This is a genomic window from Glaesserella sp., assembly GCF_041817755.1.
Lineage (GTDB): Bacteria > Pseudomonadota > Gammaproteobacteria > Enterobacterales > Pasteurellaceae > Glaesserella.
On sequence record NZ_JBGYBX010000055.1, the window covers coordinates 104,072 to 130,007 of the forward strand.

Genomic DNA, 25,936 nt, shown 5'->3' on the forward strand with positions numbered 1-25,936 from the left:
GATCACCTTATAATAAAATACCCTTAGAAACTCTCTAAGGGTATTATCTATTTAACGCACCACCACTACGCAGATCACGCGTTTGATTGCGACGATAGACACCATCTGCAATCTGCTCCATTAACTTCACGGTAATTGCTAAATCTTGACCGTCTTTTTGGGTTTCAACTTCGGCGGATGTCGGTTTGCCGTTATTAATCACCGTCACAGTCACATTTTGCGACCCGCCAAAATGCGTAGGCGTACTCGGCACTCTCGGCACACCAACACCGCCACCTGTCGCAAAACCACGTTTGCCATAGTTAAGGTAGTTAAGATAATCCAACCCAAGACGAGAAGTTGCTTCTTTGGTGATAACATATTCACCACGGTGGACGATACCGGCTGGGGTGTATTTGCCACCATCGCCGGTATAACCGCCGGTCGCAAAGCCAACACTGCGGATTTGTCCGACTAATGCCATACCTTGAGACATTACACTTGCGACGGCGGCAAACTTAGCCGCAGGGTTCATTGTTGACCAATCTGTCATCACTTGACTTGCAGCACGGGTGACATTAATTGTCGCTTCCGCAATCGCAAAAGATTTTTGTATCGCAAACATTGCTTTGTAAGCGGCAGATTGTTTGCCTCCTGCTTGCTCAATAACACTGGTTAAATCCCCAAAAGCTGAGCCTAATGTATTCAAGCCTTCCGCATATTTCCGCATTTCGGTTTGAAATTTATCATTCGCATAACGGTCGATAATTTGCTGTTTGAGTTTTTGGAACTCCTCTTCCTTAAGTAACTGCGTCTGATGAAATGCGTCAAGCTGAGCAAGTTCTTGTGTTTGTCGATTGAGCTGCTCTTGATTCGGGTCATACATCCCCTTAATCTGATCTTGCACGGATACCGCATTTTGCGCCGCTGTTTGAGCATACTCAAATTTAGCTTTGTCACCGGCATTTCTGGCATCTATATTCGATAACGACCCTACCGACTGCAACTGTTGAATATCATAAAGCTCACGTTGCATTTTGTTTTTAGCAGATAAATGCGGTGCGTAACGTTCCGCCAACTCTTCACGTTCTCGTAAATAACGTTGAGTGATCAAGACTTTTGCCTTTTCCGCCTCTTCGTGAGCCACCACGCCCGTTTTCATCAGTTTGTTGAGTTTTTCGAGTGAGTTCGCACGACTAATGTCAATATTTTGCAACGTATCCGCATTGGTCTTTTTGAGATCGTCAAAAAAACCGTCAAAGTCTTTCCGATAATCGGCGCCTGATCGTGTTTTGCCACCCTTTCCCCCACCGCCACCTTTTGATAAGGCTTGTTGGGCAAATTGTTTCTCGTACGCTTCTTTCAGTCGCTGATAGCCTGCGTCCCCTTCTTTCATTCCCGAATTAATGAGTGCGTCTTTAACCTGTAAAGCAACTTTATCGTTGCCTTTGGCTTGATCTATCGCATTCCGCCGTTCAATCTTCTCGATCATTTCCAAGTTTTTAGGGTCGATGATACCACCGCCACCTTGTACAAACGGCAGATTTGCCACCGTAACCGCCGCCTGCATGGCTGCCTGTGAAATCGTCCCGATTGCACCGGCGAACTTTAATGCTTCGGCGGTTGCTGACGGCATTGCAAAAGTAAAATTACCGATGGATACATTCAGCCCATCCACTTTGATTTTAGATTGTTCAATGTTTGGATAAAGCTCTGCAAAACGGGCTTTGAGCTCGGCGACAGGCATTTGTTCCATCGTAGTTGCAATGGTTTGCTTAGTATCATTTAACTTGATTTCGCTGTCATTAAGCTCCTTGATGGTTTTATCTAATTCACGTTGCATCCGAATAATTTTTTGAGTTTGGTCTATCTCAAATTCATATCCATCTGCTTCTAACACTTTAACTTTAGGTGTGTTTTCAATTTCTTGTTTTAATTCTTGGACCTTACGCTTAAGTTGATCGACTTGACGTTGTTGAACTTCGGCACTTTCTTCAAGCTGAGCTTTTGTTGAGCGAAGATCGATGCTGTTCATTGCCTCAATATTTTCCTTAATACGTGGCAATTCGTTCGCAAATTCAAGGGCATTTTGTCTTGCTTGCTCAGCTTCTTGATGCCAGTTGTAAAGCCAGGTTGCCCCAGCAGTTAATCCAATCGTGAGTAAGCCAAGTGGCCCACCAACCATTGACAATGCTCCAGAAAGCAAGCTCGCACTTTGACGAGCAGCTGTAAGTTTCACTGTTGCTGCCGTTTCAGCATTTGTTAATGAAATAATTTGTGCAGCTTGAGTTTGCATTTGAGTACGAATTAACGCTCTTTGTTGCTCTGTCCTTGCAAGTTGCAATTGAGCAGAGAGTGATTGCATTGACACTCTAGCATAAGCCAAATCTTGCTGTGTGCGTAAAAGTGTTGCATGTGCCACTTGTGCCTGTGTTGCTGCGACTTCTCTATTCGCATTGCTTAACGCAATAGTTTCTTTTGTCCGTTCAAATAATTTAATTCCAGCAAATGTAACGCCAACGCTTGTTATAGTAGGTAAAATGTAATTGAGATTATTTGCTAATACACCAATTGCAGAAGCCATTCCATTTGCAACACCTGTCGAATTAACTAAATTACCAACAAATTTTTCTGTTGCAGTTGATAAATTTTGCATTGCACCACTGATCGTTGTTGCTGTTTTGCCATAAAGCTCATCGACAGATTTTTTTGACTTCTCAAGAGCTTGGATCATCTTGTCGGTGGTTAATTCTCCTTTATCCGACATCTCTTTCAATTGCCCCATTGTGACCCCTAAACCACGAGCAATCGCCTGCATCACCGCCGGCGTTTGGGTCATAATTGAGTTGTACTCTTGAGCTCGCATTTTGCCCATTAAGAGCGTTTGGCTAAATTGGGTTAAGGCATTTTGGGCTTCTGCTGTACTTGCCCCTGAGATAGCAACGGCTTTTGAGATCGTTTCAGTAACACTGGCGACTTGCCGTTGGTTGATGCCTAGCTCTTTCGCATTTTGGGCAAATGATTGATACACCGCTGATACCGCTTGTGTTGATTGTGCGGTTTTCATTGAAATGTCATACACTGAAGCCATTGCCTGAGCGTGCTGAGCTTCGGTTTCAGTGACAAGCTTTATTTTATTAGCAAGTTCCGTATGACTGTCAGACAGTTGAAAAATTTGAGAACCAAGTGATTTTACCCTGTCAATATTATTAAATCGAAACTCCCACTTAGCAGCTGAATTGATGTTGTTTGCTGCATTCTCGATATTTTTTAAATATGTGGTAGTACGCTGAGAAAACTGCTTGGCTGAATTTAACGCTTTATCCATATCCACTTGGAAAGTGCGTGAAAATTGACTGGTTCTCTGCTCCGATTTAGACATTCCTTTTTCAAAACTAGCGGTTTCTAAATCAAGGATAATATTTAATTTTCCAAGCGACATTTTATTTCTCCCATAAAAAAAGCCACCTATAAAGGTGGCTTATAAATCTATAAAACCTAATTAAATAATCATATCTACTATCTTAATACTGTTTTTTATTACGTTTTAAATGGCAGTTTATTTTATACTGCTCAAGATAGTAAGCTCCTAGCAACAAGAAGAAAGGCGCAGGACCAACAATTGCAGCCCAAGGGAAATCAGGAGTATTTAATGATGTTGCAAATATTATCCAAGCAATGATAATGACTGGTAACACAAAAACAACAACGACTAAAGAAAAGAATGTTCTAAAAAGCCATCCAAATGATTCAAATATATCTCTAATTCCCATATTTCCTCCCTTAACTTATACCCAAAACATAAGTCAACAAGCGGTCATTTTCAAGGCTTTTTTTGTAAATTTTACCGTAAAATACACAGAATGATTGCTTTCATTACCACCACCGAATAACAGTAATTAAATTAGGTAACGCCCAAACCATTCCAAAAATGAATGCCAAAATGACAACACAATACGCAAATTTGCGTGCTTTATCAGACTTATCTATTATCTCTAACATTTTGCGTACCTCATTAAATATGTTAAAATTCATCCAATTTATGTCCTCTTAGTGCATTAAGTGGATATGAAAGAACCCCTGTACTACGCCAATAGTCAGGGGTTCGTTGTTTTTACCTACTCGCCAAATACGACGCCACACCACCGTCATCGTCTTCCGCTTCTTCTGCCTTTTGATAAAAGGGCATAAAATCCGATAATTTCGGGCTGTCGCCTTTTGGATCTCGATTGATCATCGCCAGTAAATGCGATATTTGGGCTGTGCGGTAATCGTCACGCCAAAGCCCGAAAGGTTGTTCTTGGTAAAATAATTCATACTCCGCCAAGTGTCTTTCAGGCATTGCTTCAATTTCAGCAAGGGTTTTGCCTAACGCCAGTGATAAATTTAACTGGAAGCGTCGGCGGTCGGTGAGTTTTTTGGGTCACCTAAACCATTGTTGAAATCAATTAAGACTTGGTTATCTAATTTTGCAATGGCATTCAAATCATCGACATTGAATGGATCAAACAGCAATTCGCCATTCTCATCACACAGACGTACTGCAATTGATTGCGGTAAGCGGTATTTTGCCCCGAACTCACTTAAAGCTGTCGCAAAGTTTTCATCATCTTCTGCAGGTAATTCATAGCCTTCGATTTCAGCTTGTTTTTTCAGCCATACGTTGATACCGTAAAGATGGTTGTTCATGTCCCCAACGGTTAAATCACGCACATAGTAGGTCGTGCCTTTGATCTCAATCGGGTTCAATTTTGGGGTTTGGGATAATAAGGTTTCGCGTAGGGTCATAGGGTTTCCTTTTTATTAAAAAAACCGCCTGTATTACTACAAGCGGTCAGTTCTTACCAATTTTTTGCAATTAAGCCGGTAAATGATAATCCCGTTTGGTGTGCTTAATGGTTGCACCGCTTTCAAACTTGCCTTTGACTTCGCCTGAATAGCTGTTGCCGGATTGGATAAAGCCGGTGCCGTACATTGTGCCTTCACCTTTCTTGAAGATTAGTTTGTATGGGATCGTGGCTTTAGCAAAAAAGGTTTTACGCAGCAACTGTTGCATTGCAGTGCTTGGAGCGGTGGCAAACGTGAGCTTGGTCGAACCAAATTCGATTTCGCCCGGCTCGGTAACGGTACCTTCATCGCACATTGTCGTCACGTCTTCTTCCGTCAATGTATCTTCGCTACGTTCAAGATTCTTGATTGCACAGAAGTTATTAGACCATTGAACACGAGTGGCTTTGGCTTGGCTGAAATCAGTCGGCTTGTCGTGAGCGCTCCAATCCACTTCGTCCGCCAAAGTAATTAAACCTGGCGTTCCACTATCTACGGTTTTAATTGGATAGTAGCCATCGAGTGATCCTAAACTTGTGATACGAATGAGATCACCGGCTTTGAAACCGTGCGAAGCAATGGTAATGCTTGCATTAGGTGTGACTGTGCAAGCTGTAATATTTTTTTCGGTTTCTACACCTGTGCCGATGTAGAATTTTGTACCTTGAAAGGGTGTTGTTTTTGACATAGATTATTCCTCATAACTAATGTGATATTGGATTATTCTGCGGTGTAACTTGGTTTCAGGCTCGTAATCGCTGAAATCATTTTCTCTTGTAGCAAAATCAAAAGCATTTTCAACTGATTGAAATATTGTTTTGCGTAAGCGGAAAATGTCGTCAGGATTTGGACTGTAAAGGTCAATTTGCACCGTAAAATCGTCTAAATCACCATTTTCTAATGCTAAATTTGGTGAGATATTGGGAAATTGATATACAATTACTGGATATTCCCGATTTGTTTCGGGAATCAGTTCATAAAAACAACGCCCTGCCACCAACGGCGACAGGGCAGAAAAAAGTGTTTGTTGTATCATTTGTTGCCCTCCTTGAGAATTTCTTCCCGAAGTGTGCTGATAATGGCTGAACTGGCTTGTTCTTTGGTTTGCTCAAATGCTGGGCGTAAGAATGGTTTAGCCGGCATTTTGCTGGTACCAAATTCAACAAATCGCCAATAGTAAGGATCGTTTGGGTTATCACGCCCACCTTTACCTGTTTTACCCTTGAATTTGCTGATTTGCTTGCCCGTTAAACCTTTTACCCAAATGACTGTTTCGGTTTTGCCACCACGTTTGACTTTGGTACGAGACTTGATCGCTTTTCGCAATGTACCTGCTTTGCGGTGCGGTACTTTTTCTTGCAATACTGGGGCGTTGGCTCGTGCTTTATCGCGAACAATCGCACCACCTTGCCGCATGGCTTTAACGGCTATGCGGTTGCTGGCTTTTTTGCCGAGATCTTGCATTGCTTTGCCAAGCTCTTTTAACCCATCAATTTTCACTTTAACGCTCGCCATTGTGCAGTTCCTTACAGTGTAAAATCAGGGATTTATTTAGCTCTCGATAATTGATAACGGATAAGATTTGGTAAAATCGACCGTTAAACTCTACTCTCATTGTGGTGTCCACATCCGCCAAATAACGCAACCAAATTTGAGCTGTGGTTTCCGCTTGTACTTGTTGGGCCGTGAATAATTCTCTGCCCGACAAGGATTTAACATCCGCCCAAACGTTGTGCAGATCGTGCCATTCGGCAATCGTTGCACCATAATCGCTTGGGCGGTATCGTTGCTTCTGGATCTTAATGCGGTGACGTAATCTACCAATGTTCATTCAGTCTCCTACAAGGTAAAGAAAATATAGCGAGACACAATAAGCTCTACTGTTGGTGGTAACTTCAAAATAGTACCTACAAATTGCATTTGATTACTTTCATTCCATCCCTCTCTATGTTCATAGAGATATGCAATCAGCATTAAAATAGCAATTTTTAAATCATCTGATAGTAACAGTGCATTATCAGGTGGATTATCTGGCAATGTGTCAAACAACTTTCTATTTGTATAATTTTCTACAATCACTTGAGCTGATTTAAGATAACCAAGCAGTAAGTCATCTTCCAAATCGTGCTCGATTCGGCATTGCTGTTTGATTTCGTCTAGGGTGATTTTCATTTTTACCACCACTTTACCGCATTAATGAAAATGGCTGATGCAATTAAAAAGCCGATCAACCAAATCCCCCAAAATCTAAGCGTAGTTAATTTTTCATTCATTTTCCTAAGCTCCTTGATAATTGAGAGAATAAGTTTTAAACTCTCCATGAATTTTGTTCCTCTTTGGTAACGAAAGTGGAATAAAAAAGCCCGAGCGATTGCAGTCGTTCGGGCTTATTTTTTGTTACTTACCAACCAAGGCTTTAATTGCCGATGTATCTTCCAGTACGCAGTCAAAGCGGTGGAATGCGAGGAAGCCAACTTGATCAAATTCCGCATATCGTTCTACAAGTCGTTTTAAGGTCATATAAGATACTCGACGGACGATAAATCGGTTAAAATCACCCACATAAATAAACTTATTACCAGCACCAATATCTTTAATGCCTTGGTCAATGATATACTGGCAACCAAGAATCGTTGCAGGTGCAACACCGCGAATATCCGGCAACCATAATGGGCGTTTTTGTGCATCTTCCATTTCTTTGAGCACTTTTAATGTGTTGTCGTTAAAGGCAAGGCGTGATTGTGCAGCATTGCGGTATGCAGGATCTATTGAGTGAATCAATGCGTTAATATCTTTCCAATCGACTTTGCCTGCTGTTGCAATTTGAGTTGTGCCGGTAACACTTGCTTCTAACCCTTTAGGTTGTGCTGGTGAGCCTAAGCCTGTACCTTGAATAAGGTATTTCGCTTCTGCTCGACCGATACGCTCTGCAATGCGTTGTGCAAGATAACCTTCGATATCGATAGCACTGTCATTGAGCAATTCGCCTGAAACACGAATAATTTTTGAAGAGAGTTTTTTCACACCAAGGTTTGCAATACCAAAATTGGTATCTTCTTCGCTTGCAGCTTGGTTTTCACCAATTAACTCACCGATTTCTGCGGTACTATCTGCTGTAAGCCATTCGATTGTGCGACCGTCAGATGTATTAAGAATTTGGCTGACACTGGCAATACCGCCATAGGCTTTCATCTGCTCAACAATACGAGCCTGAAACTCCTTGGGTACGGTATAACCACCTTTTTCATTAGTTCCTACGGCTTGCGCACGCATTTCGCCTAATACTTTACGTTGTTCTGCGGTTAACTCACTTGAGCCGTGACGCAAGAATGCATCAAAGACAAAACGCTGTTCAAGCTCCGGATTGGTTTGACGATCTTCTTTTGGTGGCTCTGCGTCAGTCACAACTTTTTGATCTAAGGCTCGTAAATCTTCTTCACGTTGGATTTGAGTTTCCAACTTGTCGAGTTCGCCTTTCATATTTTCCCATTGGGTACGCTGATCGACCGTCCATTCGTTTTCACCAATGGTTTCATGTAAATTACGCATTTGACCTGCAAGGGTATTACGTTTTTGTTGTAGATCTTTTAAAGACATAAGTTTTTCCTCATAGCTATGGTTAAAAAATAGAGATAAAAAAACCGACACAAGCGGTCGGTTTAGGCTGAAATTAACTGTAAAAATCGTTCTCGTGCTGAACGTTGGTGAATGGCTTGTTTGATTGCTCCGCTGTTACGAGCTTCTTTCCACGCTTCGAACGATCGCACGGTACTACTTGCTTCTTGATAAGCGGGGTAAGTGACGGGGCTGACATCATAAAGCCGTGAGATTTTATGGATCTCACGGATAATAATGCCCTCATCGTTCTCATACCAGTCATCGCCATTGCGAGCAATTTTAAAAGCAAACGAAGATTGGTTAATATCACCACGTTGCAGTGGGGCAATGACCAAATCGCGGATTGTTGGGGTATCTGGGGCGATAATATCGTACTTTAAGCCGTGTTCATCCACGGACAGGCTTAATGTGCCGGCGGTTGATCGACCTAATACAAAATTCGGATCGTGGTTAAATAAACCGCGAACATCATCGTCAAGGCAATTGTCGAATGCACCCGGCATAATGATTTCGCGGAAGCCCCACATTACTTCCGATTTGGTGTTAAATACTGAGCCATAGCCAATAATGTGAGTCGGCTCATTTTCTCGACTGTCGGCTCGGACTTCACCAAGATAAGAGCGCTTTTCAATTTCACTCATTCGGTGGTACCTCCGTTGGTTGATTGTGTTGTTGCTGGCTGGCATTCACACTTACAAGGAATTCGTCTAAGCCATCCACAGGATTCATATCTTCAAAGGCTCGGGCTTCGTTGCGTGACATCCAACCGTCCGTAATCGCATTGTGGTAAAACGCTGCTCGCTCGGTTGGGGTGCCTCTCATAATCCCTGAAAGGTTGAATTTGACGAAATAACCTGCTTTCCGTTCGGCTTGTGTGAATACTTTTCGGTTGATCTCTTGCTCCCAATTTACAATCCATGGCATTAAGCTATACCGGATAAATTGAATGGTTTGCTCTGAGATATTAGAAAATGTGGCTTTTTCTAAGTCGTTAATCATGTGTGCCGGCACGTTGAAGATACCGGCAATTTCTGAGCGATTAAGCTTCATCATTGAGAGTAATTCGGTATCAACAGGGGAAATAGTCAAGGCTTTATAGTCAAGATCTGCAGGTAAAAGAATGGTTTTATTCTCTTTTCTACGCAACTCTAACTGTGCTTTTTCCCACATTTTTTTGAAATTATCCCAAGAACTTTGGTTAATTTGCTGTTTAACGGTAACAATACCTGCAGGACGTGCATTACCATTGAAAAAACCTGTCGCAAATTCCTTGGCATCAAGTCCTAAGCCAATAGTTTCTGCGTGCTGCTGGATGACTGATTTACCTTGTTTCAGGCTTGTGCCTAAGGCTTTGATGTGAATCATATCATCAGGATGCACCGCCAATGTGCCATCTTCATTGTAGTAACCGTAAGTATAGCGATTGCCGTTTTTTAATAACTGCACTTGCCAAGGCTCACAACTCTCAATGCTGGTTACATTACCTTTTTTATCTCGCTCAATGCGTAAATAGGCGTTACCATACAGTAAAACCGCACTCTGATTATATTCACGCATTTTGTAGGATGTTTGCCAAAAGTTCGGGCTGTCATGTAGTAGATAAAACAGCGGATGCTCTCTGGCACTTTCGATTTTTTTACCATCTTTGCGTAGCACGTGTAACGGTAATTGTGCGAGTGAACTGGCAAGCACATTCACACAGGCATAAACTGCTGCACTTTTCATCGCCATATCCGGACTGACTGTTTTCCCACGCTCATTGCCAAAAAGATCATCGATGGCATTTTCTGCTGAAAGTGGCACTTGTGGATTTTCAATGGAACGCCGACCAAATAGTTTGTCGAAAATCATTTATCACCTCTTGCTGTTAATACGGCATAAAGCAACAATAACGAACCTGCAACCATACATGTAATCGCTGTACCATATTGTAAATAAGTGCCATAACATAAAGTAGACATTCCGCCAAGACCGATTAAATCTGTAAATAAGGTTTTCATAACGTTAGCACCTCATCAGGAATATAGCCTTCATCTGTATTTAACATTAATCGACCAATCGCCATCATTAAAGCGACCGCTCCGTCAATTTTGTTTTCGGGGATTTCTTTGATTGGGCGGACAATATCATCATTACCGACAGCAGATTTGCCGACTACATTGCCGATACACCATGTCATAATAGGATTTCCGTCATGATGAAATCTTCCTGCTTCAATAGCCGCTTCCAACTCTTTCATTGGGTCGGATAAATTGGTGTAATTTTGGGTAATCGTTATCGGATTTAAGCCTTCATCCGCCAAATCGTGACTGATTGCGATTGCGCCGTGTGGGTCAATAGGACAGCAGATAACCTTGTGTTCCTTGTTGGTGTCTTTAATACATTCAAAGATCTCTCGATAATCTACTTCCGCCCCATCCGTTGCAGTAAGATGACCGCTGACTACCCATTTTTGATACTTATCTACCACTCGTTTTAAGGCAGTATCCGTATTAAAAATCGTTTCTTCTGGCACAAAAAACAGGGGAGCAATACAGTAATAATGCCGTTTTCCGTTAATGATTCGGCTAAAAACTCTCACTAGGCTGTTCATATCCAGTTTGCGAGCCATATCAAGCCCTAATACAACATCTTCACCGGTGAAATCATCTAAACTGAGTGTTTCATCTTTACAATTTTCCCAACTTACCATGTTGAAGAAGGCTTCTTTTGCAGATACCCACACATTAAGATGCTTGGTTTTGAAAGTATTCGTAAAGCGTGGATTGTTCATCGCTTGCTTTTGTTGACTGATGAGATAGTCGCCATAAACCGAAATATCAAAGTTTGGGTTAGCTTTACGCAAAATTTCAGGATCTGTCCAATCGTCATCTTCGTCAATGGTGTAAATCATTCCAAAAAGTTCATCATTCGGTACACTACCGTTGAGCATTTCAATAATTTCACGACGCTTGTCATAGCAAGGACCTTCGATGTTATAACCTGCAGTAGTGATGATGAACATAAGTGGCTGTTTACGAGCACCCATACCTGTAAGCATTGTTGTATAGAGTTCATCATTTTTATGCTCATGGTATTCGTCCACGATGGCACAGCTTGGAGAAGCACCATCACCAGGATTTCCGATAAGTGGTTCGAAACGAGAGCCGTCACTTGGTCGGCTTAAGTTCGATGCATTAACTTCGATATTAAAAGTAGTGCGAAGCAAGTCAGTGTTTTTACACATTAGCCGAGCTGGGCGGAAAACTTCCCAAGCTTGCTTTTCAGTCGTTGCACCTGAATAGACTTCTGCACCAAATTCGTTGTCCATACAGAACATGTATAGACCGACACCAGCAGAAATAGCAGATTTGCCATTTTTTCTCGGTACTTCAATGTACGCTTCTCGATATTTCCTTAAGTTATTCGATTTTCGTAACCATCCGAATACATTAGCTACAATGAAAAGTTGCCAAGGTTCAAGTGTGATACTTTGTCGGCGTTGAGCCCATTCACCTTTCGTATGGGGTAAGTATTGAATAAATTTACAGGCTTTTTCTGCTTTGGACTCATCAAAATGGTAAGGAAACTTAATTTCTTTTTGTTTTTGTAATTCATCTAGATGGCGTTTACATGCGGTTTTAACAAAACGACACGCGGGAATTTTGCCACTGGTTACGTCTTTGGCGTATTTGTTGGCTTTTTCTACGTTGGTCATCATTGCAATAACTCCGCAAATGGGTTGTGGTTTTGTTCGTCTGCTTTACCAATGAGGCGTTGGCGACTGCTTGGATCTAGCCCAAGTAATGCACCGAACGTGGTCATTTGTTTTAAGGCTTCATTCAAAACGGTAAATGCTGGATTTTTCGATAAGCCACCATTGCCGTTTTCAACAAATGTGCCATACTTTTCGACATCTTGGCAGGCTCGGTTTCGGTTTTGGTACGCAATGCAGTAGTTTGCAACTACTTCAAGGTCAGTTTGCAGTAATACGCCTTGCGGGAGTAATTCTTTCAAAATAAAAGCCCACATCCTTTGTCCATCTTCATTAAGTTGTGGTGGCGGTGAGCTATGTTGGTCAAAAGGACTAAATTCTGGTTCTTGTTTATTTAGCTTACGCTTTCCGGGATTGCCTCGACGTTCTTTCACTTTTGTCGGGGTGGGTTTTCGTCCTCGCCCCGGCGTTGTGGCTGTTCCTGTCATTTGGCGTTTACCCTAAATTTTTAATTTCGCGGTTGTAAAAATTGAGTTCCGGGGGCGGTTCTTGGGGTAAAAGGTGGTAGAGATTTACCCACCCCCTCCCCCTCCCACACGGCATTTATTTCAATCGCTCGCGTGCGGTTTTGTGTTTGTGACAGTCATTACATAAACTTTGTAAATTGGATAGACTATCAGTACCACCGTGAGCTTTTGCTACAACATGATCGACCGTTGTAGCAGTCACATATAAGCCCTTGCTTAAACAGCTTTGGCAGAGATAACGGTCACGTTCCAGCGCAAAGCCTCTTAGCTTACGCCATTCAGAACCGTAACCACGTTGAGTTGCTGTTCTACCTTTCTGATGCCGTTGCCAACCGCAACCACGATGTTGCTCGCAATATCCACTGCGGTCTGTTGTCGTATGCGGACAGCCTTGTTTCCGGCAGGCTTTTGCGATACGTGGTGGCATAATTACCCTTACTAAATTATTAAAAAAAGAGCGATCGTCTGACCGCTCGCTATCGTGACACAAACATTAATCAGCTATTTAAACCCTTGCTTGGTTCGTGCTTGCCACTCTCTAATGCTATCAACCTGACCCGCACATAAGTCACGCTCTCCCATCACCTTAACGAGATACTCGATAACATCACCATAGGTCGTGCCACTAAACTCTGACCGCTCGCATTGCACTAAAAAGGCTTGCGGTGGATATAAATACTCAATCTTTGTCCTTGCTGTGCAACCGCTTAAGCTCATCGACAACAGGACGAGGCAAAGCAGTAACGCCACACGGCTCTTGTTGTAATATCGTTTTAATACGTTCATTACTCTGCTCCACTTGCTTACGTAGTTTATTTGCAATGTTTTGTTGATATTCGACCGCTTGTCGCTCTTGTTGCAGTTGCATTGTCAGCTTATGATTTGCTTCTTGCTGTTGCTCTATGGTTTGAGCTTGCGCGAGGTTCTCGGCTGTTAAGTCAGATATTATTTGGCGCTGGAACCATAACCATACGCACAAGCCCAAAATCACAACGCCTAAGATTTGGCTAAATCTGTTAAACATAACTTTCTCTCTTGCTCCCGACGGATTTCAAGCCCCCGCAACTTTTTCCCACCGGCATACACCCATTTCGTAAACTCATCACATGCCTGTTTATACTGCCCGGCATTCAATCTCTTAAATAGCGTGGATTGCTTGGCTTTATTACAGCCGACGTTGAATACGATTGAGGTTGTCGCTTCGAATACCGATAACGGCAAGACCTCTCCGTTAGCAAAATGAAACACGCACTTTTCTGCCATCGCCACATCCTTAAGCCATCGTTTGGCAATCTCTTCATCAGAATACCTTTTGCGCTGGATAGCATCTCCACCGGCAGCGGTAGACCCAACACCGACCGTCAACACGCCCGCAGGACAATAATAAGGATCACGCTTACACCCTTCCGCATTACCAATTATCGACAAGCCACGTTCGGTAGATCGAATCTCTGTACCATACTCGGCTAACATCAACGTGATAATGGCAATAATAGAACAACCGCTACCAATGCTTTTTAATCTACTCATCACTAAGCCCCTTTCTCAATCTTGCCACCTTCAAATGATGCAATTCTTCCGCTCGCTCAAACTCACGCTTTTTAATTTTGCCGTCTTGGCACGACCGATATAAATTTGCTAATGCGGTAATCAAGCCAACCGCAAGACTCAGTAACATTAAATTTTGCTGATTACCAAGCCACGCAATAAAACCACTAACGCCTGACCAGATATAACTCTGTGTTCCCATGTCCCTCATAATATTTTTCATACCTTAGCCCTCATATCAGGCAATAAAAAAGCCCAGTCCGCAAAGACTGAGCTTGGTTAAAATTTCTGCTAGAATACTGTTCCCCAACAAATAAACTAGCAGAGGTTTAAAATAATGAATGTTATAACTAAACAGCAAATATTCTCAATGATCACTGAAGAATACCGCTATTTCTTTGACTTACGTATTGACTCAGCTACGATTGATTTACTGCCACAATTCAATCTTCTCGCCGAATCAATAAATATTTTCTGTAAATTTGCCCATATAAATAAAAAAGCAGATCTTTTTTTTAATTTTGGCAATCAAGGTACTCTACATTCGCCCGATATAACAATTCAATATCAAATTAATTCACCGGCTATACACATCCACTACAATAATTGTATCTTCTTTAATTTATTACTATCATCACAATATGACCATCGACTTCAAATAGCAATGTACCTAGAGGAGCTTACTCATTGTTATATGAATATTATGGATGAGATATTAGTAAAAAAGGTAGTCAGTGCAATGTACCCTCTCATTAGATACAACGAACAAACAACCCAATATGAAATTAACGAATTACATTGTTTGGAAGAATAGACGTTGATGTCACAATAGGAGCTGGATTTATAATATTTTCTCCAAGGCACAAATAACGGAATTTTAACACTTCGTGCAAAGCCTTAAGCAAATACTCCGGCACTTCTTCACCATTGATTTTGATTTTATCGCCTAATGTAATTTCCATCTTAACCCCCAAAAACAAAAAGCCCCGACCGTTTCCGATCAGGGCTGTGCAAATTAATTTGGTGAACAATATTACACCTTGCCCACCGTTACACGAATTATTGCGCACTTGCGCACCAAAATCAACACTTAAATGAATATTTTTTTAAATAATTTGCCCTACGGCGTGACTGAATCGATTTTGTAATAAGGTCTGCAATCAGTTTCTCCGTTTCCCGCAAGTCTCGTTGAACCAAATCCTGCCAATGTCTTAGCCCTCTCTTGCTCTCATCTTGGTTTCGCATTGATATTGCGATTTTTCGCTCTGAAATACCAAATACGTATTTTGCCTCAATATATTTTTTTATGTGTATCTTACCTTTCGTCACTACATGGATTACACAATTCATCAGTAACCCGAATTCATCGCAACATTGTTCACGTTTGGATAGTTGTTCCGCTTCAACAGACTTCATGAATTTATATATCATATTAACCTTTCGTCTGTCATCCAACCCGCTAAACTCCCATGCTCCCCATAAATACAACAACGTTTCAATCCATTTCTGCTTTTCGGGCGATAGCCATTTTGCTTTCTCGTGCGGTAAAATCATTTAATCTCCTTAATTTTCACTACAATTTTGCCGTTTTGTACCGGTTCTTTTTTCTCTGCAATGAGTTTATAAATCAAGCTGTCATCCACAATCACACCGGATTTCGTTAAACTGTCCAGTAACGCTTTAAATACGTTGTCGATATCACGCTTGCGGTTATCCGGAGGGTAAATATCAACGGTTAACTCCACTTTACCGCGGTGCTTTTTTGCATTTTTTGTCAACCAAGAGACCGCTTGTTGGTACGCTTTGCCTTTGGCGGTAACATAATGTATGCCGTTTTTGGTATGCTTCCAGTAGTGGTTCACTGTTGGCGGATAGGGTAACTCTAATTCAATCATCAATAACCTACATCACAAAAAAGCAAAAAACACCTACCCAAAAAATAAAACCATAGTAATATTTCCCGTAGCGAATATAGTGGCGTAGTAACTCGTGCTTACGCCGTTCAGATTTTGTTGCACGTAGGGCTTTTCTTATGGAAGAATATCGAAAAGACGAATTTGTTTTTCTCATACTAACCTCTATTCAATGTACCTTACCCTTTGGAGCTGGGTGGTTAATTCGTAACTATGTTGAAGAACCAATGTATCAACGAATGATCGCAGGGCTCTGCGTACTGATATTGTGCTGGATATATCTCACAGCTCACCGCCTTTTACAAAAACCGATTGGTAATCAGTATTACTGGTATTTACTAATATCAATTATTGCCTCACTTTCCCTTGGTGGATTTAGCCAAGATGAACTAAGGGATTTCGGCTTTAATTTCTCGCCCGAACCAAAACAAGCGGCAGTTGAATATCTCCAACTCAAAACAATGTTTAACTTCGTGGCGGTATGTTGTTTACCAGCAGTACTTAAACGTTATTTTGGCTCAAAAGATTAAAGCTTAATCTACAACCAACGCCCCCAATCCAATTGCTCTATCTAAAAATTTATACAATAACGCGATCTGCGAGCCGTACTGTTGCTCAAATCGCTCTACACTCGCGTGTAATTCGTTATGGTGGACTCGACAAAGCGGAATCGTGAATAAATCATGCTCTTTGCCACCCATTTTGCCGTTATACCCAATAATGTGATGCGGGTCGTCAGCTCGTTGACCGCAACAAACACAAGGTTGAGATTTCACAAACTGCAACCACTTGCGACACTCAAAGCGTTTTAATTTAGGTCTCGCAAGAAAGCTTGATAGTGGCTCGGGATCGACCTTGAGAGCTAAGAGAGGCTTAATGCTGTTTTGCATTGTTGACATTGGCGAGGCGACTTCGAATCCAATCGTGCTCTCTTTACCTAAATCCACCTGCACAGGTAAACCTAAAAACTGACGCAACTCATCCTGATTTAACTCCCCCAATAATCCCTTGAGCGTTGCCCAAAAGACCACATCTGCAAATTCAATACTGGCATATGGTGATTTTCTTAAATCTTTACGAATACACATGGCGATAAAATCACACCAATTTTGCTCCGCCAAAGCTGATATCGTAGAGCCGTCTATTTTCCCTTCTAACCATAATTTGTCATGGTGCCAACACACTAATGCCGCTCCATTCTCTACTTCCGCCAACGTTTTCTCCGGATGACAATATTCACTGTCTCGACATTGGCACGTTTTAATACTTTTAACGAATTTGGTATAAGGTAAATCACCATAAGTACCAAATGCATTTTTATTAACGCTCGCTCTCACCTTGGGCGATTTAGCAAAGGCTTTTAATTGCTTACAAGCGGTTGGATTATGCTCAAAATTTGCAATTTCCCCCGATGTCACTGTACGCAATGACTCTGGAGCCGGCTGTAATACTGTTCGCTCACCAAAATCTGACACGCTCACCGTTGGCGGTATGCGATAAAACACCAAACCAAGTTCCGTTTGAAAATAAGGTGTGAGAAGTAATGCCATTTAGTTATTCCCACAGGATTTAATAAAATCCAAACTCACTGACCGCTGTACAAAATCTTCCATTGTCGGATCGAACACAACAACCATCTGCCCTTTGCTGTTACCTTTGATTTCTTCGCCTGTAATAGGGTGAACAAAAGCAATCCGCCCACCGATAATGTCAATCACTTCATTCGCTACGTTGTGAATATGCTTCTGATACCACTGTGTTGATTTATCGTTATTGAGTAACATCACCACCGTATGTCCTGCATCACGCAAGCGTTTTGCCTGTTGAATGAATGGCGTAACGTCTGAGTAAGGTGGGTTGACATAAATAGACTTTCTGTTTAAATACCATTTAGCCAAAATTTCAGGAACTTCTTCCGCCAAGAAGTTATTACCTAACCATGAATTTGTTTGCGGGTGATCGTTTAACGGACCAAACCAAATAGCACAACATTTATTTTCATCGTTCGCACAACCATCAATTGCAAAACGGAAACGGCTATTTAGCCAATTAAAAACATACTCCGGCGTCCGCCAAGTATCTTTGTCAAATGTTTTATCTGTCATGTCTTATCCCATTTTTGCCTTCAACTCGGCGAATCTACGATTAATAACTTCGTCACTCGGTCTTACTGAAACCGTTTCCGGTAACGTGATTTTCGGCTCAGGTATACGAGCACCTGATTTCACTCGCTCCGCCATTTTCTTCAACGCTTTGCCAATTTCCTCCTGGAGTTTCTTCTCGCTCCATTCGCCCGCTCGGTTGCGCTGGTATAACCCTGTAATCAGCCAATATTCGGCGTTATTGGTAAAATTAAACCGGTGGACTTCTTCCATTCCAAACGCCATGAATTGACTAATTCTGCGGTAAAGCCGCTCTTCGTCTGGCAATCCGAGAGCTTGATAATCCTCCGCTAAGCACCACTCGATGAATTGTGCCACTGAGGGCAAAAACGGGCTTTTAACTTGCTTGCAACGCTCTAATCCTCTCGTAAGCAAGCGCCAGTTACGAATACCGGCATTGATAATTTCCTCAAGCCATAACGTTTTGAAATTCGCAACACTTTCATCACTTGGCAACGATTTATGCCAAGCGGGGCAAATTACCGTTAAGTGGTCGAATAATTTATCCATCACTGCAACCGCTTGCGGTGTGATTTCCACGGAGCTCTCCGTTGGCACTTGGTAATTTGGCTGCGAACCGACAAGATTTGGTTTTACAAGTTCTGATACTGATTTCATCTCATTGCCTCCACTTTCACGTTGATAGTTCGACCAACCGCCCACGCCCCCGATTTATCGTGAGCATTCGTTGCGCCGGATGGTTTCCGAAAGTCTGTTTTCAGGGCAAAAATCCCCGTCCAACAGTTTGCAGTCGACTGCTCCAAAATTTCTATCGCCAGTTTCGGATCGCCGCCACTGTGTTTTTCCAAATCCCGTAAGCACAGTTCCAGCGTTTTTCGGGTTTTAATCGCAGACCGCTTCGCTTTTCGCATTTGGCAGTAAGCCACCCAACTCTCCCGATTAACATAATCGGGTAAATCGACCGTTTCAGGATTTTCCACTTCGACGCTTAACTGAGATTTTTTCGTCTCAGCAGGCAACGGTTCCCCTTTGGGGGGTAGGGGGGTATGGTTAATTGATTGGTTAATATTGACTGGTTCAGGGTCAAGATTTTTGACTACCCCTAGTCCAGAATTTTGACTAGGTTGGTCAAGATTTTTGACTACCCCTAGTCCAGAATTTTGACTACCTTTTTCAAGGTGCAAAAGGTACAAATTAGAGGTATTACCTTCAGCTGTTTTGCGCTCTTTTTTAGTTACCAAGCCCATCTCAATCAGCGCATTGATATGCGTAATCGCAGATTGACGACTAATTTCGCAATGTTCGGCAATATGCTGATAACTTGGGAAGCACTCCCCTTTATCGTTCGCATTATCTGCGAGCTTTAACAAAACTAACTTGCGCGCCGGATTACCAATTTTTAATTTCATTGCCTGCGCTGTTAAAAGCATACTCATAGCCCTAACTCCGATGCGTAACGTTGCGCTATCCACTCAATCCCCTTACCTGTTACTCGGGTTTGCGTGAAATTATGACCGTGCTCTGCCGTACCAGTCCTTACGGTAAATAATTGTTTGGATTGTTTATCCGAATACGGCAACAAATTGCCGGATTGACGATACAGCACACGATCACGCTCTAAACATTCAATCATTCGTTTCTCGGGGAAATTCAAAATCTTGGCGGTTTCGCGCAAGGATTTACTGGTACCGACATCAACATAATGATCCACAAAAGCCACTTTAGGCGCTTGTTCCGCTAACTGCTTACCTTGGCTCTCTATAATTTCCGCCTGTTCCGCCGCCAAACGTAGCGCTTCTGCAAAAGTTTGTGGTAAACGTACCGCTTGTTGGCTTTCCAGCTCTTGCCAGCGATCGACTAAACGAGCAGTAAATTCAGGAGAGAATTGAGCCACAATGACATAAGTATCACGTTTATTAATATGATACTCATAATAGACTTGCCCATTTTGCTCATGGGTGTACGGACTTTCCGTATACCCCCCAATCACCCCTTTATTCATCAGGTTTCTAATAGATAAGCACACATCACGGTGTCTGCTTTCTGTGATTTGGGCAATCTCCCGACTACTCATCGTCAGGGTTGCATTTTCTTTCTGATTAGTAGATAATAATAAAGATTTCATTATATTTATCTCCCTTTGATATACCCACGTTCCCGCGTGGGTTTTTATTTTCAATAAATTAACCCACTCAAATACAACACTACGGCACAAATACAGAGCAAGACGAGCTCCTTATCTTTCCGCCAAACCTGTGTAATAATGTGTAACCTTTTCTTTAACTTATTCATCATTTTTATGTCCTTTTTAAAACTAAGAGAATTGTTCTTTGGTCTATGCTTTTTCACCTTCCTTGCATTGCCAAGACTTTTCTATTTAAGTCACATCTCTTACTGGCTAGCCTGTGTACTCGTGAATGGCATTCCATTACTGCTTATCCTTATTCACCGCCATACTAAAAAAGATTTTGACAACCCAGCTTATATTCCAGCCATTATGTGTATCGCTGTATTCACAACCTTTGGCTCTTTCAGCAAAGATGAACTCACTGAATTTGGTTTCCACTTTTTGCTCACTGAGCCCATTTGGGCTTACTTCTCACTTAAACTATCATTCTTCTTTTGGAGCCTTGTTTTACTCCCTGTTGTATTAGATAAATTGTTCAAAAAAGAGTAATTTGTGCAGCGGGGGTTTTTTATTTACCTGAATTTCGTAATACAGCCCAATTCACATCAGGGCGTAGCTCTTCACAGGTTACTTTCCCATTTGTAAATCTTTCAATCTCTGGACAGTGCTCTGCTGGTACTTGTCGTTTTCCGCTTGCCCAAAATGACACAATAGGCGGTGCCACTTTTATAAATTTTGCTAAGCGAGCCGCCTCTCCACGTTCTGTTGATAAATATTCTTGTAGTTCCATTCTGATACCTTATTAATAAGCAATATCTAAATGATATCTTGTAACCGATATCAAATCAATATCTTTTTGTTTATTAACTTGATATCAAAACGATATTAAAATAATAAAAACTTAACTAAGGAGGCAGCTATGAGCACCATAAAAGAAAATCGATACAAAAATTTATTGCTTTTGATTGAAGAAGCAGGGAGTGTTGTGCGTCTTGAAGATAGATCTGGAGTGACAGCGAATTACTTAAGACAAATCAAAAATAAGAATGCTATTCAGAACGGCAAACCTAAAGGTATTGGCGATAAGATTGCTGCAAAACTGGAAGATGGCATGAATAAACCGAGGGGTTGGTTAGATCAAGATCATAGCGGAGAGTCAATTGTCTTAAGGTCAATCATCGCACCAGATGAGATGCCAGAACCCGATTTAGTGATTATTGATGTATTAAATATTGAAGCCAGTGCTGGATTTGGCTCAAATAATGATTTAGTTGAAGTGGTTAATCAGCTCCGCTATGTGCCTGAACAGTATTATTCGCTCTTCCGTAATATGCCACCTGAGCATATTCGCATTATTAACTTAAACGGTGATTCAATGCGACCTACCTTTGAAACCGGCGATCTGCTTTTTGTGGATACTAGCATCAATATGTTTGAGGGAGATGGCGTTTATGTATTTACCTATAAAGATCATTTATATGTTAAAAGGTTACAAAATATCGGCGATAAATTACTTGTTATTTCGGATAATAAACTTTATGAAAAATGGGAAATTACGGAAGAAAGTCAAGAACAGCTTTTCATTCACGCGAAAGTGAAAGTGCATCAAAGCCAGCAGTTGAATTTTATTGGGTGAAATAATAGGGGGAACTTATGGAAAACTTAATTTATACTAAATTTGAAAATATTAATTTAGATGATTCATTCTTTGATAGCTTAAAAGCCGATTATAAAGAGTTTACAGATTGGTTTAATAAAAAGAAGAACAATAATGAAGGTGCATTCATTTTTTTAAATTCTAAAGGTCTGTTAGATGGATTTCTTTATTTAAAGAATGAAGATGAAGAATTGAATGATATTACCCCTAAACAACCAAGAAAAGAAAGATTAAAAATAGGAACTTTAAAAATAAATCCTCACGGAACAAGATTAGGTGAACGATTCATAAAGAAAGTATTTGATATTTCATTAGTAAGAAATATTGATGAAATTTATGTAACACTGTTTGAAAAACATACCGCACTATTAAATTTATTCCAAAAATATGGCTTTGAAGCTAGAGCAAAGAAATTAACACAAAATGGCTGTGAACTTGTATTGTTTAAGAATATTTCTCAAATAACGGGTGATATTGTGAAAGACTATCCAAACACGCCAGAAATATCAAATCGCTATCTTATCTCACTCTACCCACAATGGCATTCAAGATTACTTCCTGATTCTATTTTAAAAAATGAAGACCCTACACTTTTAATTAAAGACACTTCACATACTAATAGCATTCATAAAATCTACCTTACGTCTATGTTTGGAACTGAGCGTATAAAGACTGGTGATACGTTGGTGATTTATAGAACAGCAGATGGAGCGAATGCAGAATATAGTTCAGTAGCCACATCTATTTGTGTAGTAGAGGAAGTTAAAAATATCAATGCTTTTAAATCACTCGATGAATTTTTAAGATATACATTGCCATATAGTATATTTTCAGAGCAAGAATTAGAAAATTTATTCAAGTCAAAAAAATATCCTATAATAATTAAATTTACCTATAATATTGCATTGAATAAGCGTATAATAAGAAAATCATTAATTGAAGATATTGGTATAACAAGGAACCAATATTGGGGTTTTATTAAATTAACTGAAAAACAATATAGAGATATATTGTCAAGAGGAGAAGTTAGTGAAAATCTTGCTATCCATTAAGCCTGAGTTCGTGGAAAAAATCATTTCAGGTGAAAAAAAATTTGAGTTTAGAAAATCTCTACCAAAACGAGAGGGCATAACAACCGTTGTTGTGTATTCCACAATGCCCGTGGGAAAAGTTGTCGGTGAATTTAAAGTTAAAGATACATTGTCTCACACACCGGAATCTCTTTGGGAAAAGACAAAGGAATTCTCAGGCATCACTAAGAATTTCTTTGATCAATACTTTTCTGCAAGGGCTTTAGCTCACGCATTTGAAATTGATTCATTTGAATTGTACGATGAGCCGCTTGGAATTGCAGATGTGTTACCTTCAGGCACTCCCCCGCAATCCTATTGTTACATTAACTAGTCAACAAACCGCCACACGGCGGTTTTCTTTTATCTCGACGAAATCTGTTTCGTCGACATCCTACAAGCGGTTGAATTCTCTCACTTTTCTGCAAAACAAAACCCTCCAAAGAGGGCTATGTTAAGCGTGTGTCGCTTGTTTTACTTCAAGCGTAAGGTTCAGTGCTTTCATCACTTTTAACACGGTAGAAAAAGTCGGATTTCCATTGCCTGAAAGGGCTTTATATAATCCCTCCCGGCTTACCCCGACTTCTCTCGCTAACTGACTCATATTGCGTGCTTTAGCAATATCGCCTAAAGCGGATAAAATCAAATCCACATCATCTTCTTTTAACACTTCATTCAAGTAAAGCTGAATTTCTTCCTCACTTCTTAAATGTTCCGCCATATCAAAATCTTGTAATTCCGCCATATTAAACTCCTAATTCTTTTGCTAACGCTTTCGCCTGCTTAATATCATTTTCTTGCGTCGATTTATCACCGGCACAGAGTAAAATCACAATCACACCATTCTGATTTTTTAAATAAACCCGATACCCTTTACCTTCGGTAATTCGTAGCTCTGACACACCTTCACCAACCGGTTTTACATCGCCAAAGTTACCCAGTTGCAACCGCTTAATCCGCGTTTGAATTTTCGCTCTCGCACGCAGATCTTTTAAGTCATCAAGCCATTTATTAAAAATTGTTGTCGATTTGATTTGAATCATTACCGCCTCCTTGCATGAAATTATACCAAACAGCGCCCAAGCTGTGAACTATATTTCACAATTATTTATAAATTCGCAAAATCCACCTCTTGCACTTGCTTTTCTGATTAAAAAACAAGCAATTAAACACACATCTTAAAATTTATTTCCTTAACAAATCAAATAGATATCACAAATGTAACAAAGATACCGCAAAATAAATATCAAAAAGATATTGCATTACAGATATCATAAAGATATTATTAACCCATCAACACGAGCTACGGCTCAATGCTCTTTAAAAATTCAGACAAAAACGCACCGCTTGCCAAAGGTGAGATGGTATCAACAAGCTATGTGAAAGCCATAGCTCAGGCGGTGTGATTACTTGTGGAAAGGTTAAGCACTGGCAATGAATCAGGTAGCACAAACGCAAGTGATAAATTTGACCATTTCGTGCGTACCCACGAGATGGTTAATGTGACCATTTTGTTAAGTTCAACAAAATGGCTATCGAGGCTTAGCGTTGAGCCGGCGTAGCAAATCAACGCTCCATAGGACTTAACAAGGCAGTTAAGTTTGCTCAAAGATTTAGTCACCGCGAGCCACCTCAGGAGCGGTTTTTAATAGGGATGACGACCCAAGTTTAATTTGTGTTCTCTCTTGCTGACTGTGGCAAGGATAAAAATCACAGTCGCCATTCAAAACCGTTCTCAACGTTCCGCCAAAGGTCTGGGTAACACGTACGGTTACCACTTAAGGATAGCTAAGCCTGATCTGATTGAGAGCGGTTCTGAATGGCAACAAACAACAAAGGAATAAAAAATGACCTTAAAAAAATGTTTACTCATCCTGTTGCTTATCAACCTTAACCCTATTGGCTTGTGGTTGAATAGCTTTGCATTTAACAATTTTTTCAATGATCAACCCCATTATCTCCAAGAGGAGAAAAAAGCCTTGCCAGAATGCAGTTGCAGCAGTCAAATAGAATAAATAAACAAGAGCATAAGAAGGTAATGCCGGCAATGGACGTGCTTCTAAGCCGTATTTAAAGCTTAAAGGCAAGTACAACCAACAAAGAATAAACGATAAGCACCAAGTCGTAATACGCATAATAATATGGTCGAAATGTTCTTTTAAGAGAGAAAAAAGAGATGCAATCAACGCTTCCCACATACTGAAATCTCCTTTTGTTGATGAATATAAATTAAGCACTTACATTCTAGCACAACTCAAGGGGATTTCAGTCTGTGGGATTGACACCCGCCCCACTTCGGATTAAGATAACCGCACTACCTAAATCCAGCGGTTATCCGCACCCGACAGCATAGCGGTTTTTTTATGCCTAAAATTTAAAAGTTGCAAATTTGCAACTTTCGATGGACGGGTCGAGAGAACCTAATACAATACCCTTGTGGAAATAAGTTCCGCCGACTGGATTCGGTAGTTGAAGCCCGTCTAACCCTACTACGGTTAGACGATACATTAAACTAAAAATCCAGAGGCATAAAATGTCAAATTTAACCATTCTCAGCACATCAGTTCGTGCATACGAAAATTTATTCAGCTTAAACGATCTTCATGTTTCCAGCGGCGGAAAAGATAAGCACAAGCCAACATTTTTTCTTCGTAACGACCAAACAAAAGAGCTCATCGCGGAAATCGAAAAGGATAGCAACGACAAAGCCGTAAAAGTTATTCGCGGCACACAAGGCGGAACATACGCCTGCGAAGAACTCGTTTTAGCCTACGCAATGTGGATCAGCCCGAAATTTCACTTAGTCGTATTACGGGCGTTTTTGGAAATGCACAAACAACAGTGCCAACCGA

The 25,936-nt window shown here is 40.9% G+C and carries 37 protein-coding genes; 6 read left to right on the plus strand and 31 right to left on the minus strand.

All coding sequences use genetic code 11. The annotated features are described in order from the left end of the window. Positions 1–43 precede the first annotated feature (43 nt). From ACEYKX_RS08355 to ACEYKX_RS08460, 22 genes are all read right to left on the minus strand, one after another. Positions 44–3,307 carry a tape measure protein gene (locus ACEYKX_RS08355; RefSeq protein ID WP_373766561.1) on the minus strand — a complete coding sequence of 1,088 codons (3,264 nt, stop codon included), beginning with the start codon at positions 3,305–3,307 and terminating at the stop codon, positions 44–46. A 196-nt stretch (positions 3,308–3,503) separates the two neighbouring features. Further along, on the minus strand, positions 3,504–3,752 hold the full coding sequence (locus tag ACEYKX_RS08360; protein ID WP_373766392.1) for a hypothetical protein: 249 nt from the start codon (positions 3,750–3,752) through the stop codon (positions 3,504–3,506). 341 nt (positions 3,753–4,093) lie between these two features. Further along, positions 4,094–4,321, minus strand: coding sequence for a DUF4035 domain-containing protein (locus ACEYKX_RS08365; RefSeq protein WP_373766391.1), 228 nt, complete (start codon positions 4,319–4,321; stop codon positions 4,094–4,096). A 44-nt stretch (positions 4,322–4,365) separates the two neighbouring features. Beyond that, complete coding sequence (locus ACEYKX_RS08370; RefSeq protein WP_373766390.1) at positions 4,366–4,767, minus strand: hypothetical protein; 402 nt, start codon at positions 4,765–4,767, stop codon at positions 4,366–4,368. A 70-nt stretch (positions 4,768–4,837) separates the two neighbouring features. Then, positions 4,838–5,494 (minus strand): hypothetical protein, encoded by a 657-nt coding sequence (locus ACEYKX_RS08375; RefSeq protein ID WP_373766389.1) that lies wholly within the window; start codon positions 5,492–5,494, stop codon positions 4,838–4,840. A gap of 3 nt (positions 5,495–5,497) precedes the next feature. After that, positions 5,498–5,842 carry a DUF3168 domain-containing protein gene (locus ACEYKX_RS08380; RefSeq protein ID WP_373766388.1) on the minus strand — a complete coding sequence of 115 codons (345 nt, stop codon included), beginning with the start codon at positions 5,840–5,842 and terminating at the stop codon, positions 5,498–5,500. Then, complete coding sequence (locus ACEYKX_RS08385) at positions 5,839–6,321, minus strand: HK97-gp10 family putative phage morphogenesis protein (protein ID WP_373766387.1); 483 nt, start codon at positions 6,319–6,321, stop codon at positions 5,839–5,841. The genes ACEYKX_RS08380 and ACEYKX_RS08385 overlap by 4 nt, the downstream gene beginning before the upstream one ends. Further along, positions 6,308–6,637 carry a phage head closure protein gene (locus ACEYKX_RS08390; protein ID WP_373766386.1) on the minus strand — a complete coding sequence of 110 codons (330 nt, stop codon included), beginning with the start codon at positions 6,635–6,637 and terminating at the stop codon, positions 6,308–6,310. The genes ACEYKX_RS08385 and ACEYKX_RS08390 overlap by 14 nt, the downstream gene beginning before the upstream one ends. Positions 6,638–6,645: 8 nt before the next feature. Continuing rightward, on the minus strand, positions 6,646–6,978 hold the full coding sequence (locus tag ACEYKX_RS08395) for a head-tail connector protein (RefSeq protein WP_373766385.1): 333 nt from the start codon (positions 6,976–6,978) through the stop codon (positions 6,646–6,648). A 225-nt stretch (positions 6,979–7,203) separates the two neighbouring features. Next, the gene (locus tag ACEYKX_RS08400; RefSeq protein ID WP_373766384.1) at positions 7,204–8,403 is read right to left on the minus strand and encodes a phage major capsid protein; all 1,200 of its coding nucleotides are present in this window, start codon (positions 8,401–8,403) and stop codon (positions 7,204–7,206) included. A gap of 62 nt (positions 8,404–8,465) precedes the next feature. Further along, positions 8,466–9,065, minus strand: a complete 600-nt coding sequence (locus ACEYKX_RS08405) for an HK97 family phage prohead protease (protein ID WP_373766383.1) — start codon at positions 9,063–9,065, stop codon at positions 8,466–8,468. Continuing rightward, positions 9,058–10,275 carry a phage portal protein gene (locus ACEYKX_RS08410; protein WP_373766382.1) on the minus strand — a complete coding sequence of 406 codons (1,218 nt, stop codon included), beginning with the start codon at positions 10,273–10,275 and terminating at the stop codon, positions 9,058–9,060. The genes ACEYKX_RS08405 and ACEYKX_RS08410 overlap by 8 nt, the downstream gene beginning before the upstream one ends. Then, a complete protein-coding gene (locus ACEYKX_RS08415; protein WP_373766381.1) occupies positions 10,272–10,424 on the minus strand; it encodes a hypothetical protein in 153 nt (50 codons plus the stop codon). Before ACEYKX_RS08415 ends, ACEYKX_RS08410 begins: the two co-directional genes overlap by 4 nt. After that, positions 10,421–12,124: a terminase large subunit gene (locus tag ACEYKX_RS08420; protein WP_373766380.1), complete on the minus strand. Its 1,704-nt coding sequence runs from the start codon at positions 12,122–12,124 to the stop codon at positions 10,421–10,423. Before ACEYKX_RS08420 ends, ACEYKX_RS08415 begins: the two co-directional genes overlap by 4 nt. Beyond that, the gene (locus ACEYKX_RS08425; protein ID WP_373766379.1) at positions 12,121–12,606 is read right to left on the minus strand and encodes a phage terminase small subunit P27 family; all 486 of its coding nucleotides are present in this window, start codon (positions 12,604–12,606) and stop codon (positions 12,121–12,123) included. Before ACEYKX_RS08425 ends, ACEYKX_RS08420 begins: the two co-directional genes overlap by 4 nt. Positions 12,607–12,721: 115 nt before the next feature. Further along, a complete protein-coding gene (locus ACEYKX_RS08430; RefSeq protein WP_373766378.1) occupies positions 12,722–13,072 on the minus strand; it encodes an HNH endonuclease in 351 nt (116 codons plus the stop codon). Positions 13,073–13,324: 252 nt separating this feature from the next. Beyond that, positions 13,325–13,669 (minus strand): DUF2570 family protein, encoded by a 345-nt coding sequence (locus ACEYKX_RS08435; protein ID WP_373766377.1) that lies wholly within the window; start codon positions 13,667–13,669, stop codon positions 13,325–13,327. Continuing rightward, a complete protein-coding gene (locus tag ACEYKX_RS08440; RefSeq protein ID WP_373766376.1) occupies positions 13,642–14,175 on the minus strand; it encodes a lysozyme in 534 nt (177 codons plus the stop codon). The genes ACEYKX_RS08435 and ACEYKX_RS08440 overlap by 28 nt, the downstream gene beginning before the upstream one ends. Then, positions 14,168–14,416, minus strand: coding sequence for a hypothetical protein (locus ACEYKX_RS08445; protein WP_373766375.1), 249 nt, complete (start codon positions 14,414–14,416; stop codon positions 14,168–14,170). Before ACEYKX_RS08445 ends, ACEYKX_RS08440 begins: the two co-directional genes overlap by 8 nt. A gap of 562 nt (positions 14,417–14,978) precedes the next feature. Beyond that, entirely contained in the window at positions 14,979–15,155 is a 177-nt protein-coding gene (locus ACEYKX_RS08450) for a hypothetical protein (protein WP_373766374.1), read from the minus strand. Positions 15,156–15,276: 121 nt separating this feature from the next. Continuing rightward, entirely contained in the window at positions 15,277–15,747 is a 471-nt protein-coding gene (locus ACEYKX_RS08455) for an antiterminator Q family protein (protein WP_373766373.1), read from the minus strand. Continuing rightward, a complete protein-coding gene (locus tag ACEYKX_RS08460; RefSeq protein ID WP_373766372.1) occupies positions 15,744–16,088 on the minus strand; it encodes a RusA family crossover junction endodeoxyribonuclease in 345 nt (114 codons plus the stop codon). Before ACEYKX_RS08460 ends, ACEYKX_RS08455 begins: the two co-directional genes overlap by 4 nt. Positions 16,089–16,225: 137 nt before the next feature. Here ACEYKX_RS08460 and ACEYKX_RS08465 point away from each other — a divergent pair, with 137 nt between their 5' ends. Further along, complete coding sequence (locus tag ACEYKX_RS08465) at positions 16,226–16,636, plus strand: hypothetical protein (RefSeq protein WP_373766371.1); 411 nt, start codon at positions 16,226–16,228, stop codon at positions 16,634–16,636. Positions 16,637–16,639: 3 nt separating this feature from the next. Here ACEYKX_RS08465 and ACEYKX_RS08470 read toward each other — a convergent pair whose 3' ends face one another. The 5 genes from ACEYKX_RS08470 to ACEYKX_RS08490 are packed head-to-tail and all read right to left on the minus strand — an operon-like array spanning position 16,640 to position 20,354. Next, positions 16,640–17,656 (minus strand): DUF968 domain-containing protein, encoded by a 1,017-nt coding sequence (locus ACEYKX_RS08470; protein ID WP_373766370.1) that lies wholly within the window; start codon positions 17,654–17,656, stop codon positions 16,640–16,642. Next, a complete protein-coding gene (locus tag ACEYKX_RS08475; protein ID WP_373766369.1) occupies positions 17,657–18,211 on the minus strand; it encodes a phage N-6-adenine-methyltransferase in 555 nt (184 codons plus the stop codon). A 3-nt stretch (positions 18,212–18,214) separates the two neighbouring features. Then, entirely contained in the window at positions 18,215–18,886 is a 672-nt protein-coding gene (locus ACEYKX_RS08480) for a replication protein P (protein WP_373766368.1), read from the minus strand. Beyond that, positions 18,883–19,665: a helix-turn-helix domain-containing protein gene (locus ACEYKX_RS08485; protein ID WP_373766367.1), complete on the minus strand. Its 783-nt coding sequence runs from the start codon at positions 19,663–19,665 to the stop codon at positions 18,883–18,885. Before ACEYKX_RS08485 ends, ACEYKX_RS08480 begins: the two co-directional genes overlap by 4 nt. Further along, positions 19,662–20,354: a phage antirepressor KilAC domain-containing protein gene (locus ACEYKX_RS08490; protein WP_373766366.1), complete on the minus strand. Its 693-nt coding sequence runs from the start codon at positions 20,352–20,354 to the stop codon at positions 19,662–19,664. The genes ACEYKX_RS08485 and ACEYKX_RS08490 overlap by 4 nt, the downstream gene beginning before the upstream one ends. A gap of 288 nt (positions 20,355–20,642) precedes the next feature. On the opposite strand from ACEYKX_RS08490, the gene ACEYKX_RS08495 reads away from it, so the two are divergent. After that, positions 20,643–20,906 carry a hypothetical protein gene (locus tag ACEYKX_RS08495; protein WP_373780704.1) on the plus strand — a complete coding sequence of 88 codons (264 nt, stop codon included), beginning with the start codon at positions 20,643–20,645 and terminating at the stop codon, positions 20,904–20,906. Positions 20,907–20,925: 19 nt separating this feature from the next. On the opposite strand, the gene ACEYKX_RS08500 is transcribed toward ACEYKX_RS08495, so the two are convergent. Next, the gene (locus tag ACEYKX_RS08500; protein WP_373766364.1) at positions 20,926–21,147 is read right to left on the minus strand and encodes a transcriptional regulator; all 222 of its coding nucleotides are present in this window, start codon (positions 21,145–21,147) and stop codon (positions 20,926–20,928) included. Positions 21,148–21,276: 129 nt separating this feature from the next. Here ACEYKX_RS08500 and ACEYKX_RS08505 point away from each other — a divergent pair, with 129 nt between their 5' ends. From ACEYKX_RS08505 to ACEYKX_RS08515, 3 genes are read left to right on the plus strand one after another with little or no spacing between them, the layout of a single operon-like run. Further along, a complete protein-coding gene (locus ACEYKX_RS08505) occupies positions 21,277–21,993 on the plus strand; it encodes a helix-turn-helix transcriptional regulator (protein ID WP_373766363.1) in 717 nt (238 codons plus the stop codon). A 17-nt stretch (positions 21,994–22,010) separates the two neighbouring features. Next, positions 22,011–23,066 carry an N-acetyltransferase gene (locus tag ACEYKX_RS08510; RefSeq protein WP_373766362.1) on the plus strand — a complete coding sequence of 352 codons (1,056 nt, stop codon included), beginning with the start codon at positions 22,011–22,013 and terminating at the stop codon, positions 23,064–23,066. Next, the gene (locus tag ACEYKX_RS08515; protein WP_373766361.1) at positions 23,044–23,418 is read left to right on the plus strand and encodes an ASCH domain-containing protein; all 375 of its coding nucleotides are present in this window, start codon (positions 23,044–23,046) and stop codon (positions 23,416–23,418) included. Before ACEYKX_RS08510 ends, ACEYKX_RS08515 begins: the two co-directional genes overlap by 23 nt. Before the next feature lie 120 nt (positions 23,419–23,538). On the opposite strand, the gene ACEYKX_RS08520 is transcribed toward ACEYKX_RS08515, so the two are convergent. From ACEYKX_RS08520 to ACEYKX_RS08530, 3 genes are all read right to left on the minus strand, one after another. Further along, positions 23,539–23,829 carry an addiction module antidote protein gene (locus ACEYKX_RS08520; protein WP_373766360.1) on the minus strand — a complete coding sequence of 97 codons (291 nt, stop codon included), beginning with the start codon at positions 23,827–23,829 and terminating at the stop codon, positions 23,539–23,541. A gap of 1 nt (position 23,830) precedes the next feature. Beyond that, positions 23,831–24,127 carry a type II toxin-antitoxin system RelE/ParE family toxin gene (locus ACEYKX_RS08525; RefSeq protein ID WP_373766359.1) on the minus strand — a complete coding sequence of 99 codons (297 nt, stop codon included), beginning with the start codon at positions 24,125–24,127 and terminating at the stop codon, positions 23,831–23,833. 822 nt (positions 24,128–24,949) lie between these two features. Continuing rightward, positions 24,950–25,282 (minus strand): hypothetical protein, encoded by a 333-nt coding sequence (locus ACEYKX_RS08530; RefSeq protein WP_373766357.1) that lies wholly within the window; start codon positions 25,280–25,282, stop codon positions 24,950–24,952. Positions 25,283–25,617: 335 nt separating this feature from the next. On the opposite strand from ACEYKX_RS08530, the gene ACEYKX_RS08535 reads away from it, so the two are divergent. Next, the coding region (locus ACEYKX_RS08535) for a KilA-N domain-containing protein (RefSeq protein ID WP_373780705.1) at positions 25,618–25,936 on the plus strand (319 nt) is incomplete at its 3' end.

What these genes read in the sequence shown, in the direction of transcription:
- ACEYKX_RS08355 (WP_373766561.1), bottom strand. Translation starts at nt 3,307, where the DNA reads ATGGATAAAGCGTTAAATTCAGCCAAGCAGTTTTCTCAGCGTACTACC.
- ACEYKX_RS08360 (WP_373766392.1), bottom strand. Translation starts at nt 3,752, where the DNA reads ATGGGAATTAGAGATATATTTGAATCATTTGGATGGCTTTTTAGAACA.
- ACEYKX_RS08365 (WP_373766391.1), bottom strand. Translation starts at nt 4,321, where the DNA reads ATGCCTGAAAGACACTTGGCGGAGTATGAATTATTTTACCAAGAACAA.
- ACEYKX_RS08370 (WP_373766390.1), bottom strand. Translation starts at nt 4,767, where the DNA reads ATGACCCTACGCGAAACCTTATTATCCCAAACCCCAAAATTGAACCCG.
- ACEYKX_RS08375 (WP_373766389.1), bottom strand. Translation starts at nt 5,494, where the DNA reads ATGTCAAAAACAACACCCTTTCAAGGTACAAAATTCTACATCGGCACA.
- ACEYKX_RS08380 (WP_373766388.1), bottom strand. Translation starts at nt 5,842, where the DNA reads ATGATACAACAAACACTTTTTTCTGCCCTGTCGCCGTTGGTGGCAGGG.
- ACEYKX_RS08385 (WP_373766387.1), bottom strand. Translation starts at nt 6,321, where the DNA reads ATGGCGAGCGTTAAAGTGAAAATTGATGGGTTAAAAGAGCTTGGCAAA.
- ACEYKX_RS08390 (WP_373766386.1), bottom strand. Translation starts at nt 6,637, where the DNA reads ATGAACATTGGTAGATTACGTCACCGCATTAAGATCCAGAAGCAACGA.
- ACEYKX_RS08395 (WP_373766385.1), bottom strand. Translation starts at nt 6,978, where the DNA reads ATGAAAATCACCCTAGACGAAATCAAACAGCAATGCCGAATCGAGCAC.
- ACEYKX_RS08400 (WP_373766384.1), bottom strand. Translation starts at nt 8,403, where the DNA reads ATGTCTTTAAAAGATCTACAACAAAAACGTAATACCCTTGCAGGTCAA.
- ACEYKX_RS08405 (WP_373766383.1), bottom strand. Translation starts at nt 9,065, where the DNA reads ATGAGTGAAATTGAAAAGCGCTCTTATCTTGGTGAAGTCCGAGCCGAC.
- ACEYKX_RS08410 (WP_373766382.1), bottom strand. Translation starts at nt 10,275, where the DNA reads ATGATTTTCGACAAACTATTTGGTCGGCGTTCCATTGAAAATCCACAA.
- ACEYKX_RS08415 (WP_373766381.1), bottom strand. Translation starts at nt 10,424, where the DNA reads ATGAAAACCTTATTTACAGATTTAATCGGTCTTGGCGGAATGTCTACT.
- ACEYKX_RS08420 (WP_373766380.1), bottom strand. Translation starts at nt 12,124, where the DNA reads ATGATGACCAACGTAGAAAAAGCCAACAAATACGCCAAAGACGTAACC.
- ACEYKX_RS08425 (WP_373766379.1), bottom strand. Translation starts at nt 12,606, where the DNA reads ATGACAGGAACAGCCACAACGCCGGGGCGAGGACGAAAACCCACCCCG.
- ACEYKX_RS08430 (WP_373766378.1), bottom strand. Translation starts at nt 13,072, where the DNA reads ATGCCACCACGTATCGCAAAAGCCTGCCGGAAACAAGGCTGTCCGCAT.
- ACEYKX_RS08435 (WP_373766377.1), bottom strand. Translation starts at nt 13,669, where the DNA reads ATGTTTAACAGATTTAGCCAAATCTTAGGCGTTGTGATTTTGGGCTTG.
- ACEYKX_RS08440 (WP_373766376.1), bottom strand. Translation starts at nt 14,175, where the DNA reads ATGAGTAGATTAAAAAGCATTGGTAGCGGTTGTTCTATTATTGCCATT.
- ACEYKX_RS08445 (WP_373766375.1), bottom strand. Translation starts at nt 14,416, where the DNA reads ATGAAAAATATTATGAGGGACATGGGAACACAGAGTTATATCTGGTCA.
- ACEYKX_RS08450 (WP_373766374.1), bottom strand. Translation starts at nt 15,155, where the DNA reads ATGGAAATTACATTAGGCGATAAAATCAAAATCAATGGTGAAGAAGTG.
- ACEYKX_RS08455 (WP_373766373.1), bottom strand. Translation starts at nt 15,747, where the DNA reads ATGATTTTACCGCACGAGAAAGCAAAATGGCTATCGCCCGAAAAGCAG.
- ACEYKX_RS08460 (WP_373766372.1), bottom strand. Translation starts at nt 16,088, where the DNA reads ATGATTGAATTAGAGTTACCCTATCCGCCAACAGTGAACCACTACTGG.
- ACEYKX_RS08465 (WP_373766371.1), top strand. Translation starts at nt 16,226, where the DNA reads ATGGAAGAATATCGAAAAGACGAATTTGTTTTTCTCATACTAACCTCT.
- ACEYKX_RS08470 (WP_373766370.1), bottom strand. Translation starts at nt 17,656, where the DNA reads ATGGCATTACTTCTCACACCTTATTTTCAAACGGAACTTGGTTTGGTG.
- ACEYKX_RS08475 (WP_373766369.1), bottom strand. Translation starts at nt 18,211, where the DNA reads ATGACAGATAAAACATTTGACAAAGATACTTGGCGGACGCCGGAGTAT.
- ACEYKX_RS08480 (WP_373766368.1), bottom strand. Translation starts at nt 18,886, where the DNA reads ATGAAATCAGTATCAGAACTTGTAAAACCAAATCTTGTCGGTTCGCAG.
- ACEYKX_RS08485 (WP_373766367.1), bottom strand. Translation starts at nt 19,665, where the DNA reads ATGAGTATGCTTTTAACAGCGCAGGCAATGAAATTAAAAATTGGTAAT.
- ACEYKX_RS08490 (WP_373766366.1), bottom strand. Translation starts at nt 20,354, where the DNA reads ATGAAATCTTTATTATTATCTACTAATCAGAAAGAAAATGCAACCCTG.
- ACEYKX_RS08500 (WP_373766364.1), bottom strand. Translation starts at nt 21,147, where the DNA reads ATGGAACTACAAGAATATTTATCAACAGAACGTGGAGAGGCGGCTCGC.
- ACEYKX_RS08505 (WP_373766363.1), top strand. Translation starts at nt 21,277, where the DNA reads ATGAGCACCATAAAAGAAAATCGATACAAAAATTTATTGCTTTTGATT.
- ACEYKX_RS08510 (WP_373766362.1), top strand. Translation starts at nt 22,011, where the DNA reads ATGGAAAACTTAATTTATACTAAATTTGAAAATATTAATTTAGATGAT.
- ACEYKX_RS08520 (WP_373766360.1), bottom strand. Translation starts at nt 23,829, where the DNA reads ATGGCGGAATTACAAGATTTTGATATGGCGGAACATTTAAGAAGTGAG.
- ACEYKX_RS08525 (WP_373766359.1), bottom strand. Translation starts at nt 24,127, where the DNA reads ATGATTCAAATCAAATCGACAACAATTTTTAATAAATGGCTTGATGAC.
- ACEYKX_RS08530 (WP_373766357.1), bottom strand. Translation starts at nt 25,282, where the DNA reads ATGTGGGAAGCGTTGATTGCATCTCTTTTTTCTCTCTTAAAAGAACAT.